Source organism: Prevotella brunnea, assembly GCF_008016795.1.
Lineage (GTDB): Bacteria > Bacteroidota > Bacteroidia > Bacteroidales > Bacteroidaceae > Prevotella > Prevotella brunnea.
Genome location: NZ_SDIK01000091.1, coordinates 1 through 14,443, shown reverse-complemented (window position 1 = coordinate 14,443; position 14,443 = coordinate 1). Strand labels below are relative to the sequence as shown.

Annotated in this window: 19 protein-coding genes; 5 read left to right on the top strand and 14 right to left on the bottom strand. The window is 40.8% G+C overall.

The annotated features are described in order from the left end of the window. Nucleotides 1–171 precede the first annotated feature (171 nt). Together ETF27_RS10335 and ETF27_RS10330 are read right to left on the bottom strand one after the other, a co-directional pair. A complete protein-coding gene (locus ETF27_RS10335) occupies nt 172–492 on the bottom strand; it encodes a hypothetical protein (protein ID WP_130829104.1) in 321 nt (106 codons plus the stop codon). Nucleotides 493–499: 7 nt separating this feature from the next. After that, nucleotides 500–1,543: a hypothetical protein gene (locus ETF27_RS10330; RefSeq protein WP_130829102.1), complete on the bottom strand. Its 1,044-nt coding sequence runs from the start codon at nt 1,541–1,543 to the stop codon at nt 500–502. Between the two features lie 247 nt (nt 1,544–1,790). On the opposite strand from ETF27_RS10330, the gene ETF27_RS11340 reads away from it, so the two are divergent. Together ETF27_RS11340 and ETF27_RS11335 are read left to right on the top strand one after the other, a co-directional pair. Next, nucleotides 1,791–1,964, top strand: coding sequence for a hypothetical protein (locus ETF27_RS11340; protein ID WP_193557220.1), 174 nt, complete (start codon nt 1,791–1,793; stop codon nt 1,962–1,964). 31 nt (nt 1,965–1,995) lie between these two features. After that, nucleotides 1,996–2,133, top strand: a complete 138-nt coding sequence (locus tag ETF27_RS11335; protein ID WP_181951320.1) for a hypothetical protein — start codon at nt 1,996–1,998, stop codon at nt 2,131–2,133. A 7-nt stretch (nt 2,134–2,140) separates the two neighbouring features. On the opposite strand, the gene ETF27_RS11330 is transcribed toward ETF27_RS11335, so the two are convergent. The 12 genes from ETF27_RS11330 to ETF27_RS10265 all read right to left on the bottom strand — a co-directional run bounded on the left by ETF27_RS11330 (nt 2,141) and on the right by ETF27_RS10265 (nt 11,372). Continuing rightward, complete coding sequence (locus tag ETF27_RS11330; protein ID WP_193557219.1) at nt 2,141–2,359, bottom strand: hypothetical protein; 219 nt, start codon at nt 2,357–2,359, stop codon at nt 2,141–2,143. Between the two features lie 158 nt (nt 2,360–2,517). Further along, the gene (locus ETF27_RS11580; protein ID WP_240048182.1) at nt 2,518–2,718 is read right to left on the bottom strand and encodes a hypothetical protein; all 201 of its coding nucleotides are present in this window, start codon (nt 2,716–2,718) and stop codon (nt 2,518–2,520) included. Nucleotides 2,719–3,099: 381 nt separating this feature from the next. Beyond that, nucleotides 3,100–4,197, bottom strand: coding sequence for a DegT/DnrJ/EryC1/StrS family aminotransferase (locus tag ETF27_RS10310; protein WP_130829735.1), 1,098 nt, complete (start codon nt 4,195–4,197; stop codon nt 3,100–3,102). Further along, on the bottom strand, nt 4,190–5,182 hold the full coding sequence (locus tag ETF27_RS10305) for a GNAT family N-acetyltransferase (protein ID WP_130829098.1): 993 nt from the start codon (nt 5,180–5,182) through the stop codon (nt 4,190–4,192). Before ETF27_RS10305 ends, ETF27_RS10310 begins: the two co-directional genes overlap by 8 nt. After that, a complete protein-coding gene (locus tag ETF27_RS10300; protein WP_130829095.1) occupies nt 5,170–5,574 on the bottom strand; it encodes a PH domain-containing protein in 405 nt (134 codons plus the stop codon). The genes ETF27_RS10305 and ETF27_RS10300 overlap by 13 nt, the downstream gene beginning before the upstream one ends. Further along, the gene (locus ETF27_RS10295) at nt 5,571–5,993 is read right to left on the bottom strand and encodes a sugar 3,4-ketoisomerase (protein ID WP_130829093.1); all 423 of its coding nucleotides are present in this window, start codon (nt 5,991–5,993) and stop codon (nt 5,571–5,573) included. The genes ETF27_RS10300 and ETF27_RS10295 overlap by 4 nt, the downstream gene beginning before the upstream one ends. Nucleotides 5,994–6,128: 135 nt before the next feature. After that, nucleotides 6,129–7,277 carry a dTDP-glucose 4,6-dehydratase gene (gene rfbB, locus ETF27_RS10290; RefSeq protein WP_130829091.1) on the bottom strand — a complete coding sequence of 383 codons (1,149 nt, stop codon included), beginning with the start codon at nt 7,275–7,277 and terminating at the stop codon, nt 6,129–6,131. Continuing rightward, the gene (locus tag ETF27_RS10285; RefSeq protein ID WP_130829088.1) at nt 7,274–7,543 is read right to left on the bottom strand and encodes a hypothetical protein; all 270 of its coding nucleotides are present in this window, start codon (nt 7,541–7,543) and stop codon (nt 7,274–7,276) included. The genes rfbB and ETF27_RS10285 overlap by 4 nt, the downstream gene beginning before the upstream one ends. Before the next feature lie 7 nt (nt 7,544–7,550). Beyond that, entirely contained in the window at nt 7,551–8,060 is a 510-nt protein-coding gene (locus ETF27_RS10280) for a metallophosphoesterase family protein (RefSeq protein WP_130829086.1), read from the bottom strand. A 20-nt stretch (nt 8,061–8,080) separates the two neighbouring features. Further along, nucleotides 8,081–9,355: a DUF5694 domain-containing protein gene (locus tag ETF27_RS10275; protein ID WP_130829084.1), complete on the bottom strand. Its 1,275-nt coding sequence runs from the start codon at nt 9,353–9,355 to the stop codon at nt 8,081–8,083. A 12-nt stretch (nt 9,356–9,367) separates the two neighbouring features. Beyond that, complete coding sequence (locus ETF27_RS10270; protein WP_130829082.1) at nt 9,368–9,988, bottom strand: cytidylate kinase-like family protein; 621 nt, start codon at nt 9,986–9,988, stop codon at nt 9,368–9,370. Nucleotides 9,989–10,013: 25 nt separating this feature from the next. Next, nucleotides 10,014–11,372, bottom strand: a complete 1,359-nt coding sequence (locus ETF27_RS10265; RefSeq protein ID WP_130829080.1) for an MATE family efflux transporter — start codon at nt 11,370–11,372, stop codon at nt 10,014–10,016. A 199-nt stretch (nt 11,373–11,571) separates the two neighbouring features. Here ETF27_RS10265 and xseA point away from each other — a divergent pair, with 199 nt between their 5' ends. The 3 genes from xseA (at nt 11,572) to ETF27_RS10250 (ending at nt 14,234) form a co-directional block, all read left to right on the top strand. Beyond that, complete coding sequence (xseA, locus tag ETF27_RS10260; RefSeq protein ID WP_147785799.1) at nt 11,572–12,867, top strand: exodeoxyribonuclease VII large subunit; 1,296 nt, start codon at nt 11,572–11,574, stop codon at nt 12,865–12,867. A 45-nt stretch (nt 12,868–12,912) separates the two neighbouring features. Further along, the gene (gene xseB / locus ETF27_RS10255) at nt 12,913–13,101 is read left to right on the top strand and encodes an exodeoxyribonuclease VII small subunit (RefSeq protein ID WP_130829076.1); all 189 of its coding nucleotides are present in this window, start codon (nt 12,913–12,915) and stop codon (nt 13,099–13,101) included. 116 nt (nt 13,102–13,217) lie between these two features. After that, nucleotides 13,218–14,234: a branched-chain amino acid aminotransferase gene (locus ETF27_RS10250; protein ID WP_130829074.1), complete on the top strand. Its 1,017-nt coding sequence runs from the start codon at nt 13,218–13,220 to the stop codon at nt 14,232–14,234. Nucleotides 14,235–14,443 lie beyond the last annotated feature (209 nt).

Here is a 14,443-nt window from a genome sequence, read left to right as displayed (position 1 = left end):
CACCGCCGTTCCGACGGCTTATTTCAACTATTTTATCATGGTCGAGAGATTTTATCAGCTGACCATATACCGGCTGTCCGAAGAAATGTGTACTTTTGCCCATGTTATCTGAGTTTGGAAACAAAAGCAAAGATAACAAAAAGGGCTGATACCTCGTGAGAAGTGTCAGCCCTAATTCATAAAAAATGTGGGATGTTTAGCGGACAGTAATAATATCATATCGCGAATAATCTGTAACCAGCGTTTATAGGCTTCATCCGAGTCACCATTAGCCAAAACACCGGGAACTCCTCCATACGGTCCCTTTACTGCTTTAAGAAAAGCATGGAGATGACGGGCTATGATACTTGCCAAGTGGTTATTTAGATTACAGATATCTTCGTAAGTAACACCAGCATATCCCTCATTCCACTTGGCAGGTTTCTCAGCCTGCTTACGCCATTTTGCTTGCTGATTTATCATCATTCGGGCGGTGGATTTCTTTATTTTCATTGTATTTTTATCTATTAAACATTAGTAGCGTAACCTCGGTTTCATGCACATCGCCTTCAGCCTGTCCATAGATAACACTACACGACAACAATTCTTCTACATGCTTCTTGAAGTTGTCTATTTCCAAAGAATTTGCAACTTGACCTTGCTTGAAAACAATGAAGGCAATGGCTTCCTTGAATTTGCCCACAGGTGGCAAGGCGCAATAATTGGCCATAGAGGTATAGAGATAATCCAAGGCATGCTCTATAAGAGGTGAGCGAAACCTTATACTTTCCCCATTTTTGACATGAAGCAGGTATTCGCAACTTCCCTTTGTGAATGAACTACCTGTCATCGTAAATAGATCGATTACAGCTTGCCGATTTCCCATCCTTTTTAGAAACTTCTTGCGTTTTTCCTGCCTATATGTGCGTTTCCGCTTGCTACGGTTCATCTTTTTGCCATACAGCTTGTTAAAAAACTTACTAAAAGGCATCCCGCTTGGAACAATATGTTCACGTCTTACTCTGCTTTCTTTATCTTTGGGGAGGAATGCGACAGGAGTTTGCCGCTTATATATACTGCTTTCAAGACTTTCCAAAGCAACCTCATATTTGTTGGAAGGTTTGGGTGGATTTAGGGCACGTTCGATGCGACTTTCCTCTTGATAATCAGACCAGTTATCATACGTTAATTGCCAAAGACATAAGGCGGCAAGAGTAGCAAGCGAAATAGTCTTATCTTTTGGCAAGACGAGTTCTAAGGATAAATTATATTCCCAACTACCCTCTAAATCGAAGGAAAGATCGATGTTGCCTTTGTCTGAATCATCATAGCAAATAACCTCCACTTCCTTGTGTACCGTAACTCCATTTTGCTGCATCTTGTCAATGTAGCTGTCTAATTGTCCACTTGGTTTTAGAAGTCTCAATCTGTCGTATGCTTCCCTGAACAAGTATAGATGTTCGACAAGGTCATTGCCGAAGACATCGTAAGTTTTCACGTAAGACTTTAATTGTGGACAAAGTTCCTCAAATGTAACTTGATTGAATAATTCTTTTATTGTCATATTTTTATTTTTCTGCAAAGTTAGCCTTTGGCTGGGCGAGAAAACGTTACACCAATATATAAATTACAAATTTCATTGCATTTGTATATCTTACCATCATAAAAATAGGCTTCTATTTAATTTTATCTATATAGTCGTCCCTTGAAAAGTAAATAACCTATTGATTATCAATAAAATAACCTTTCTATTATTTGTATATATCTACAAGTTTTTGTATCTTTGCATGGTAAAACCTTGCAAATCAACAATGTATAAATCTCCATCCAACACCCATCAGGTATCAATGTTTTGGGACTTGGCATCCATGCTCAATCCCACCCATCCAATGTATAAACTTGCCAATCTGATAAATTGGGAAACCTTTGAGCGTTCCTTTGCCCCCTTGTACTGTAAGGACAACGGACGCATCGCCAAGCCTTGAGAACTCTTGCCAAGAACGTATTGAGGTCTGCATGAAGTTCGTTAACGGCGAGGGAATGGACGTTCACAAAATCTACTCCCCTCATGAGCCGGACGTGTTGTGCACCAGCAAGGGGAAGGATCACAAGAAATACGAGTTCGGCAACAAAGTCTCCCTTGTAAGACTGTGAAAAGGTCTCATTGTCGGTGCATTATCTTTCCGCAATGAATATGACAGACAAGGCAATGGAGCAGGTCGGCAGGGTCTATGGCGGGAAAATCAAAAGACTCGCGGAGGACAGAGGGTATCATCCAATACCATCTGTTGGCTATAAGTCGAGCTTTTGAGGGATAACTATATAATGTTGATAAAAACTCATCAAACACTGAAGGGGCAGCTATCGTTTCCCTTACCATTCTCTCACAGAAGTATAACACCGTGAATACAGTACACGTTTGTACAATGCGCCATACACGTCTGTACTGTCAGCTGTACAAACGTGTACAATACGGGAAGTGTTTAACCTCTCGTTAGCGAGTTCTTATAGAGGCGATAAGGACCGGTTGGGTGCAGACTATGGAAAGTTATTTGTATCGTTACCCCGGTTCGGGATAAGAAACAGTTCATAAATAAAGTTGCGCTCATCCAACCGGAAGTCTATTCGGGAAATAATCTCCCGGATAGCTGTCTCATCAAAATAATCTGCGAGTATTTCCGGAAAGACACAACGCAACAATTGCTCGCCATTCATGATGCAAAGATAACAAATATCCATGAATTTATTTGCATGAGAGGGGATGCAACCGGGTTTTACGACTGACCTCCAAAAAAAGTACCATCGTTTTATTAAAAAAGTACTATCGTTTTTACCAAAAAGTACTATCGTTTTATCAAAAAAGTACTATCGTTTTGTACAAAAAGTACCATCGTTTTTTATAAGCTCGTATGTCTGTTGGAAAAAGCCAATATCGCTTCTGAAAAAAGTTGATATTGTCATTGTGAAATACCAATGTCAAAATTATAAAAACGTATCGGGCTTACAAATAAAAAGCAGTATTGTTTGCTTGCGAATGCAGAATCTTTTTCCCGTCTTTTTGGCACACGTCAAACAACAGATACTCAGCAGCGCATCACATAAAGACAAACTAACCGGATTTCATGAATATGAATTCAGGAGGCGGATAATTGTGTCCGTTTCTTCTTCGGTAATGGTCTGATTACATGGGATTGACAGTTCTTGTTCATGAATCTGCTCGGTGATGGGGAAAGACAATTGATTCCATTCCCGATAGGCTTTTTGTTTATGGGGAGGAATGGGGTAATGAATCATGGTCTGTACACCGTGTTTGTTCAGATAACTTTGTAGTTTATTGCGTGTTTCGCAAAGAATGGGGAAGATATGATAGACATTATCACGATTTGATGGGTTTGGTATGGTGATGGCAGTATTTTTGATTTCGTTTTGATAACGATGCGCTATTTCTTTTCTTCGTGCATTCTCTTTATCGATATATTTTAATTTTATATTCAGAATGGCGGCTTGTAGTTCGTCCATTCTGCTATTCATTCCTTTATGGGTAAATTCATACTTTCGTTCGGAACCATAATTCCCCAACATTCGTATGACGTCTGCCAATCTCTTGTCATTTGTGGTTACGGCGCCTGCATCACCCAATGCACCGATATTCTTTCCCGGATAAAAACTATGAGCAGCCGCATTGCCAAGCGATCCGGTACGCTTGTCCGCGAAGGTACAGCCGTGTGCCTGTGCATTATCTTCTATGAGCAGAAGATTGTAATGTTTGCGAAGTGCCTCTATGTGTCGGGTGTAGGCGCACCGGCCGTAGAGGTGGACGAGCATGATGGCGCGTGTGCGTGGCGTGATGGCCAAATCTATGAGCCTGTCGTCTATTTCGAGCGTATCAATATTCGGTTCTACAAGAATCGGGATCAAATTATTTTCGGAAATTGACAGCAAGGTGGCAATATATGTGTTCGCCGGCGCAATGATCTCATCGCCATCATGGAGAATGCCGAGTTCCTTATAAGCTCGAAGAATAAGCGAGAGTGCGTCCAGTCCGTTTCCACAAGTAACACAATGCTTCGTGCCAATATAATCAGCATAATTCTTTTCAAAATTTCCAACGGCTTCTCCTTGAAGATACCAACCGGATCTAATAACTTCTTGTATGGCATCGAATATTTCATCCGAATGCATTTCTGTAACTTTTTTTAGAGATAGATATTCAATCATGCGATAAAGGTTGCTTCTTATCTTCAATACTATTGATATGCCGTGTACTCCATTCGTACACATCATAACAAATGCCTCTGCTGCCAAATCCTTCTTTCTGAAAGATGAGTTGCTCGTTAAGCGTTTTTCCATTACCTTCGGAACTCTTTCCAAAATCAAAATAGCCCTCCTGGTCTTGATAGACTGTATTAAGAAGATGGTTGAAAATCAAATCAAGTGCACCGTTTCTTTTTCCTTCCGGAGAAGCTGATATGTATTGTGTATGCAAAGTTTTTGGAGTGATGTACAATAAGATCCCACCAATGGGCATATTGTCGATATTGTAAGCCATGAATAATTTTATATTCTCCGGAAAACGATTTTTTAAGAGTTTCAACTCGAACAATGAATGTACGGGCTTTGCCGCATATTTCTGTTGTAAATTGTTGCTGAGGATCATCCAAAATGATTTGAGATCTTCGCTTTCTCTTACTTTTATTCCATTTTTCACAGCTTTTCTTATTCCACTTTTTCTACTTTCAGTGAACCTCAACCGATGATTAAAGTCAATTGTGGTAGAGATATGCCTGTTGATGATGTTTGCCTCGCAAAAATTAGTTAGTGCGTAGAGATCTTCTTCAGCGGGAAGACGATGATAAATGTGAGGGATGGCTTTATAGATAACGTTGTGTATGCCTTCTTTTGCTAAAAAAATATTCAGTGCTTGAAATAGTTTGCATATATTTGCAGTAGTTGCTTTCTCATTCGTTATCAAGCCTCCGTAGGTTAATCCTTGATGTGAAAAAAGCGTGTTTCCGACTCGGTTTGCGGGTAAAAGCGCATAAATATATTGTTTTCTGTAAATGATTAAGGAGAAATCTTTGAATCGGTCGGAATGATAATCCATGTAGTTGCGATTGAAAAGAAATGTTCCTTGTTTCGACTGCTTCACGAATGCGTTCCATTCGTTGGCTTGCTCCGGCCTGTATCTTCTTATTTCAAACATTCGATATTGGGATTTACACTGCACAAAAGTTCTATGAAGGCTTTGCGGTTCTGTGGGGAAATCAGTATGTAGTTGCCTTGTCCGAAGTCGATGCGTAATCTTTTTAACGACATTGCGGGCGAACTGATCGGGTCATTCGATTCGGCTATTCTGCTAATCTGTTGAATGTCAATGTCCTTTTTGATGATAATTCCTGCCCTTATCTTCAGATGTTGGCTCTCGATAGTGTAATAACAGGGAAGGGTCACGGCATATATGGCAATAATAAATGCGAAAGGCAGAAGCAAGAACCAGCTGAAGTCCATAATCAATTCATATCCGATGAATAATACCGGCAATGCTATTACCACTATGAGCCATGCATCTACTTTTGTGTGAAAGCTTCGTTTCATTTGTTCTCTGTCGCCATATAGTTCAGATAGTCGTCATAGTCGCGGATGTAATCTTCTTCGTCGAACGGGTCTTCGGCAAGCACGAGACACACCGCACCTGACGAGAAGTCTTCGAGCGTGCGCCAAATGTCGGTATTCACCAACAGCCCTTGATAGGGATGGTTGAGCAGAAAGGAGTGCCGTAGTTTGCCGTCGTTCAGCGTAACGGAGAACGAACCGCTGACGGCGATGATGAACTCGCGGCAATGTTTGTGAGCATGTCCGCCCCGACTTTCACCTCCAGGAACGTCGTACACCCAATAGACGCGCGAAACGTTGAAGGGAATGTCCTTCATCTGTTCGGCTACGGTGAGGTTTCCACGTTGGTCGAGTATTTTTGGCAAGTCGATAATCTTGCCGATGGTGGGGTCTTCTTGCATCTTGGCTTAGGAGTTAAATGAACATTGGAAGGTCAATGAGATTTGACCGATGTTTTTTCGGACTGTGAGTGGTTTGCGGAGTTGGAAAAGTCAGCGTCTTTAATTTCCCCAACTCCGCAACACTCTCAGAACCTTTTATCTGTTCCCGTACATCATGTCGTAATACTTCTGGTAGTCGCCACTTGTTACCTCTGCTATCCATTGTTGGTTTTCGAGGTTCCACTTAATGGTTTTTACAATGCCATCGGCGAACATCGTCTCAGGATACCAGCCCAATTCTTCCTTGATCTTGGAGGGGTCGATGGCATAACGGGCATCGTGTCCGAGCCGGTCGGCAACATGGGTGATGAGATCGTTGTTGATCCAGCTGATGTCGATGTCGCCATTGGCGTCCTTTTCCTGCTTTTTCAGCATCTTGCGCAGCTCTTTGTCCTTTTCCATCATGTCGTGAATTGTCTGGATGGTGAGTTTCACGATGTCGATGTTCTTCATTTCGTTGTGTCCTCCAACGTTGTAGATTTCACCTTCGCGACCTTCTCGCACCACCATGTCGATGGCTTTGCAATGGTCTTCCACATAGAGCCAGTCGCGAACATTAAGTCCCTCGCCATAGACTGGTAGCTTCTTACCCGACAAAATGTTGTTGATAATCAGCGGTATTAGCTTCTCAGGGAAGTGGTAAGGACCGTAGTTGTTGGAACAACGGGTGATGCTGACCGGCATGTGGTAGGTGTCCCGATACGCCATGACGAACATATCGGCACTTGTTTTGCTTGCCGAGTAAGGACTGTGTGGGCAGAGCGGAGTCAGCTCCGTGAAGTAACCATCAGCTCCGAGCGAACCATACACCTCGTCAGTTGATACCTGGTGATAGCGTTTGCCTTTTTTCCATGTGGGATAACCTTCTTCGTCTTTGCCCGTAACCCAAGCCCTTCGGGCAGCGTCCATAAGGTTTTGAGTGCCAAGTATATTCACCGAAAGAAACAATTGTGGATCTTCGATAGAACGATCCACATGACTTTCAGCTGCAAAATTCACGATGTAATCTATGTTGTTCTCTGCCAAGATTTTGTCAACGAGCTTTCGGTCTCGGATGTCGCCTTTTACGAAGTAACAGCGTTGTTCATCTATGTCAGCCTTTATTGTGCCGAGATTGCCGGCATAGGTTAGCGCGTCGAGGACGATTACTTTTATATCCTTATCTACATACTTTTTGTGTAGAAGATATTTAATGTAGTTGGCACCGATGAAACCGGCAGCTCCGGTTACTAAGTATGTTTTCATTTTTTCTTATTGTTTTTTATGTTATCTTTGTTTGTAACCACTTTATCGTAGGTCTTCCAATATTCCAGATTCTTTTCCTTTAGTTTTTGCCACTTTCTGTAGTCGGAATAGATGTTGAACGACATCATGATAATGCCAAAAAAGCCACTTTCTGTAATCAGATTTTGCCAATGATATTCACCATTCCAATTGAACAGGAGTTCTAAACCATAATACACACCGGTCAGCACAATAAATTGAAATAAATATGTATGTACTTTTTTCATCTGTGCTTTATGGAAGAATGTTCTTTTTACTTAATGTAATAACTTCACAATCACTGAATTTATTGCCTTCAATGGTCAGTCTTATAAGTGTACGGTCTTTATGCCATCCCTGAAGACCAGCAGCACCGGGGTTGATGTGAAGAAGATTAAGCGTTTTGTCATACTTCACTTTTAATATGTGTGAATGTCCGTCAATAAAAAGATTTGGAGGCGAAGCATACAGCAGACTTTGCACTGAACTGTCATAATTCCCGGGATAGCCACCGATGTGTTTTAGTAGTACATCTACATTTTCGCACTTGAATCGTAATATTTTAGGATATCTCGCACGAAGATCATGACCATCACAATTACCGTGAACGGCTCGGAATATGGGTGTCATAGCTTCGAACTTGTCAGCAACTTCAATGGAGCCAATGTCGCCGGCATGCCAAATTTCATCGCAATCTTTGAAATAGAATGCGTACTTATCGTCCCAGTGGGCGTGTGTATCCGATATGATTCCTATTTTTTTCATTTCAGCTTCTGTATATCTACTTACAAACGGAATGGAACTTGCTCGTAATTTTTGAAGATATACTCTATCGTTTCTTTGTTTATTCCATTGTCTTTGCAGTATTGTATTCCTGTTCGATACGATTGAACTGCTTTCTTTCTCTGTCCTTTCGCATCATAGCAAAATCCTAAATTGCGCCAAAAGGTCGGAATGATAAACTTTCTCAATTCATCCGGTACTTCGAAAAGATGTTTTTTCACCTTTCTTGAAACTGCTATGCCTTCGTTATATTGCTTTGAAAGAAAATAATACCATGCTAAATTAAATGATAATAAGATAGATTTGTTTGTATTTTCTTCCCATTGTTTCAATATTTTTTCGGCTTTACGCAATGATTCCTCTTTGATAATTGAGGGATTTGTGTCCATATTTGGTCCGTGCAAAATTGGGGTTAAAGCCGTCCAATACATTATCTCCTTATTTGTATAGTACAAATCTGAAATCCCGGAGACCAGATATTCGTTGATGTCAGCATCTATTGGGCTGTTTTCCAATGGCAATAAATCTTCCAATTGAACCAAATGAATTTCTTTTCTATTTGACAATGCTTTGTCGAAATAATATTTATGCTCGGCACCCGTGAGAATGATTACTCGTCTTCCAAGATTGGCACGAACAGCATCTTCAATCAGGTTCATCATCTTCGCATTGCGTTGTTCTGAATACAGGTTCAGACATCCGTCGCCAAATACGGTTATAAGCCCGGCGTATATTCTGCTAACATAAGTGTTGTAGTCCTTTCCATTAATAAACAAGTAGCTTTTATCATTGTCTTTGAATAGATTGTCAAGAGTCCCATAGCGTTTCTCAAAAGCACAAATCAACGAATCCGTCCGATAGAGAGAGTCTAATCTTTGTTGTTTGATTTTGTAATCATCTGATTTTATGTATTCTCTTCGTTCCGCTCTCGGATTATTCTGTGACCACCAATCTATGGGATATACGTTCGCTCCATTTTTAATTCCATAGATAGCCCCCAAAGTCATCTCTTTCAGATAAGGCTTTTTACGAAAGTCTGATAGGCGAATTTCCACACAGATGGCATCCGGATGAAATGTTTTTATGATGTTATACAGGTCTTTATAGGAATAATTAGGATTTGATTTGTGCTGATCATGTATGGTTCCGATGCATAAAACCATGGTTTGTCCTTGTGCTTCTGTTGAGGGATTAGTAAGTTTTTTTTGCGCAAGTACACCAATCGGAATCATGGAGACCGTTAGTATGAGGAAAAGATTATAGAAGTAATGTTTCATATATTTTATAATTTATTTCATTTTTCTTCTTATAAAAGCAGCGATAAAATCTTTCGTAGCTTCCAACCCCAAGATACTTGTATCAATACAAAGGTCGTAATTAGTGGAGTGCCCCCAAGCCTTTCCCGTGTAATAATTGTAGTATTTTGCGCGTTCGCTTTCACAATGTTCAATAATTTTGCGTGCCTCTTCTTTGTTACAATGTTTTCGCTCACAGATATTTTTAATGCGAAAATCCAAACTTGCCGTAATGAAAACATTGATAACATCTTTGTAGTCGCGCAAAACATAATCTGCTGTTCTGCCTACAAATACGCATCTACCAAATTTTTCTGCTGCATCGCGGATGGCATCACTTTGAATTTGGTAGAGACTTTCTTGCGAAAAATCATTCTTATAGAAGTTGTTGCTGCCTAATAGTGGAAGATTGATGTGGAAATGCGATTTGAGAAATCCTTTATGTTCGTCGTTCTGTTCGAAGAATTTTTCAGAGAATCCACTTTCTTGCGCTGCGAGGTTCAGTATCTCTTTGTCATAAAAGTGGCAATGAAACTCTTCAGCGAGCATTCGCGCGATGCAGCATCCTCCGCTTCCAAGTTGTCTTCCTACGTTGATAATCAATTTGTTTTCCATTTGTTCAGCGTTTATTGGTGAAGGGTCAAAGTTTATTCATCTCTTTTTTGAAATTCTTAATGTATCGCGTCATGATGATTGCCGCTATTACCGCGGCAAGGAAATCACTTGTTGGGAGTGATGCCCATACACCATCAATCTCAAAAAATCTTGGGAGAATAGTTAGTAAAGGTAGTAAAATTAGTAATTGGCGAGACAACGACAGGAATATGCTTATCCTGACTTTGCCAATACATTGAAAAAAGTTGGTTATTACCATTTGCCCACCTATTATCGGAAACATCAACATATTGATTTGAATGGCTTTCATGGATTGTTTAATGAGTTCCGGATCGGTTGTAAACATACGAGCACAATAATAGGGTGCCAACATTGCGCCCAACCAGCCTATTGTCATGATGACAGTGGCAGAAAATATGGAGAGCTTTACCACGCTCATCATTCTATCATATAGTTGTGCGCCGTAGTTATAGCCGGCGATAGGCTGCATACCTTGATTTAATCCAATCACCACCATTACGAAGACAATAGCAATACTGTTGGCAATTCCGTATGCTCCCACAGCCATGTCGCCTCCGTAGTTTACAAGTTGATTATTCATAAATATCACTATGACGCAGGCGCAGACATTCATAAGAAAAGGCGAGATGCCGATGGAGATAATGTTCTTCACGAGGTTTGCCTTGAGTCTGTATATTCCTCGCTTCAGATGTAGTAGCTCTTTCTTATTGGCAAATAGTTTCATTTGCCAGCAGAGTGCGAGTGCTTGCGAGATAATGGTTGCCAAGGCTGCTCCCCGGATACCCCATCCCCACCAAAAGATAAACACCACATCGAGAAAGATGTTCATGATAACTGTGAAAATCGTTGCGGACATGGCATGTCTGGGCTTTGAGGCAGCGCGTAAAACAGCATTCATACCGAAATACATGTGGGAAATAATGTTTCCGGCAAGAATAATCTGCATAAAATCTTTGGCGTAGGGGAGAGTTGCATCGCTTGCACCGAAAAATCGTAGGATGGGTTCTAAGAAAATGAGACAGAAAAATCCAAACGAACTGCCGATAATCAAGTTCAGAGTAATAGTATTTCCGAGGATATTCTCTGCTGTGGCATAATCATGTTGTCCCAATTTTACACTGATGGTGGTCGAGGAACCGATTCCGACAGCCGCTCCGAATGCAGCCGCGAGATTTATGAATGGAAATGTGATTGCTAATCCAGAGATTGCAAGCGGACCCACCACCTGCCCAATGAAGACACGGTCGATGATGTTGTAAAGCGATGCTGCCATCATCGCAATAATGGCAGGTAGGGCATATTGAACCAATAAATTCCCTATCGGCTTAGAACCCAACTCCAATGTTGCTTTCTTATTATCCATTAACGCTGATGATGTACTCTTGCAAAAGTACAAAAAAATAATCGATGTTGATGTAATTTGTGGAAATTATTCCTCACTGTTTCTTAAAACATCTAAAAGCTTAGTATGTTTTACTATAATTCTTGCTATCTTTGCAATAGTGAAAAGTAACAAATAATGAATGGCGCATGGTTTCTGTAGCCGGATAATCAGAAATATAATGAACAAACCTCTATCGCTTTTAGAACTCAATTCCCTTGTCTCCGAACTCATAGAGACGGTTATGTCTCGCTCTTATTGGGTGTCGGCAGAAGTCTCTGAAGCAAGAGAGAACAGAGGACATCTTTATTTGGAGCTTATTCAGAAAGATGACCGTGCCAATACACCTGTTGCCAGAGCTTCAGCCAAATGTTGGCGAAGCTCATGGAGTTTGATAGCTCCTTACTTTGAGAGGACAGCAGGCGTAAAAATACGAGCCGGGTTGCATCTCTTACTGCAGGTTCATCCGCAGTTTCATCCTCAATATGGTTTTTCGTGGATTATAGACGACATCAATCCGGAATACACTATGGGAGACATGATGAGGAAAAGGCAAGAAATAATCCGCCAATTGAAAACTGAAGGTGTTTTTGATCTTCAAAAGGAATTGACCCTTCCAATATTTTCCCAACGCATTGCTGTTATTTCTTCCTCTACGGCGGCAGGATATGGAGACTTTTGCAATCAATTGAAAAAAAATGAGTATGCTCTTGATTTTCATACAGAATTATTTGCCGCCATCATGCAGGGAGAAGGGGTTGGAAAAAGCATCATCTCTGCATTGAACAGCATCAATGATCGTTGCGATGAATTCGATTGTGTTGTGATAATTCGGGGAGGCGGAGCGACCGCTGATTTGAGTGGTTTTGATACTTTGGATTTGGCAGAAAATGTTGCCAACTTTCCTTTACCGATTATTACGGGGATAGGGCATGAACGCGATGAGAGCATATTGGATATGATTTCCTATAAACGCGTGAAAACTCCCACTGCAGCCGCTACATTCCTAATTGATCATCTGCTCAGAGTGCTGACGTTTATGGAAAATGCTCGTGACGATATACGGAAATTGGTTCAGATTCGTCTTCAACAAGAAGAAATAAAATTGCAAAGGCTCTCTACAAACATTCCGGTTCTGTTCTCTATGGTAAAGACTCGTTATGAAATGACGTTGGAAGCGATACTAAGAAAATTACTACAGGATATGTCGAAGGCTCTTTCGGATGAAACAATGATTTTAGAAAAGGCTACCGCAAGACTACTGCCTGCCATTGAAAGAAAACGTTTGCAGCAGGTGCACCATTTAGAACTTCTTACTCAGCGTGCTAATGCCATGAATCCCAATAGAATGTTACGATTAGGCTACAGTATTACTTATGGTAAGAATGGACTCTTACGCGACGCATCTTCGGTTCTGCCCGGTGAGGAACTGACTACTATCTTGGAAAATGGAAAAATAGTCTCCGTGGTTAAATAGAGGACTAAGGAGGAATATATTAATATAATTTATAATGTTACGGATATGAAAAAAATAAATTACGAGGAGGCGGTAAAACAATTGGAAACAATTGTGACAAGAATGGAAAATGGAGAACTAAGTATTGACTCCATGGCAGAAGAACTCAAAAAAGCCCAAGAACTGATAAAACTCTGCAAAGACAAGCTTAGACATACCGATGCCGAGATTAAGAAACTATTGGAAACCGAATGATTTTAACCGGTCATAACTACTGTTTTTGATAATTACGTCGATATTTGTTGCAATGTAGAATTTATATTTGTATATTTGCAAATATATGAAATAAAACCCTATAAACATAAGATGTAATGAAAAATTTAGATTGGTCCAATTTGTCTTTTGGTTATTTACCAACTGATTATAACGTGCGTTGTTTCTATCGGAACGGAAAGTGGGGCGAAGTAGAAGTATCGTCCGACGAGTATTTGAAAATTCATATGGCGGCAACGTGTCTGCATTATGGACAAGAAGCCTTTGAGGGTCTGAAGGCCTATCGCTGTCCGGATGGCAAAGTACGATTGTTTTGTGTTGAAGAGAATGCGGCACGTTTGCAACGCACATGCCGCGGAATCGTAATGCCGGAGGTGCCTACCGAGCTTTTTGTGGAAATGGCAAAGAGGGTTGTTCGTTTAAATCAGGAATATGTTCCCACCTATGAAAGTGGAGCGACGCTCTATCTTCGTCCTTTGCTTATTGGGACGTCGGCACAAGTCGGAGTACATCCTTCTAAAGAGTATATGTTCCTGATTTTTGTGACCCCTGTAGGTCCTTATTTCAAAGGTGGGTTTTCTACCAATCCTTATGTTATTATGCGCGATTACGACCGTGCTGCCCCTTTGGGCACGGGAACGTTTAAGGTGGGTGGTAACTACGCTGCATCGCTAAAAGCAAATAAGATTGCCCACGAAAAAGGCTATGCGTCAGAATTTTATCTTGACTCGAAAGAAAAGAAATATGTTGATGAATGTGGTGCTGCCAATTTCTTCGGTATTAAAGATAATACCTATATTACTCCATTGTCATCCTCAATTCTTCCATCCATCACAAATAAGAGCTTGATGCAGATTGCTGAAGATTTGGGCATGAAGGTGGAACGTCGCCCCATACCGGAAGAAGAATTAGCTACTTTTGAGGAGGCGGGAGCTTGCGGAACGGCTGCTGTCATCTCTCCAATTTCTCACTTAGATGATTTGGAAACCGGTAAGACTTATCATTTTGGTGAAAACCCGGGACCGTGGTCAACCAAACTTTATGAAACCTTACGTGGCATTCAGTATGGTACAATTGAAGATAGACATGGTTGGACAACCGTGGTAATCGACTAAGCATATTACAGACTAATAAAATCGCAACTCCACATTGGAACAAAGATTCAATAGGGACTTGCGATTTTATTCTTTTATCGGGTTTAACTGTATAGGAATCGCCAGTTTCGGCAACTTTGCCATTCTCATTATCCCCCGGAAGCTGTTTTCCCGCATTTTCAGCTTCAAAATGTTTGCAAAACTCATCTATAATTATTACTGTCCGCTAA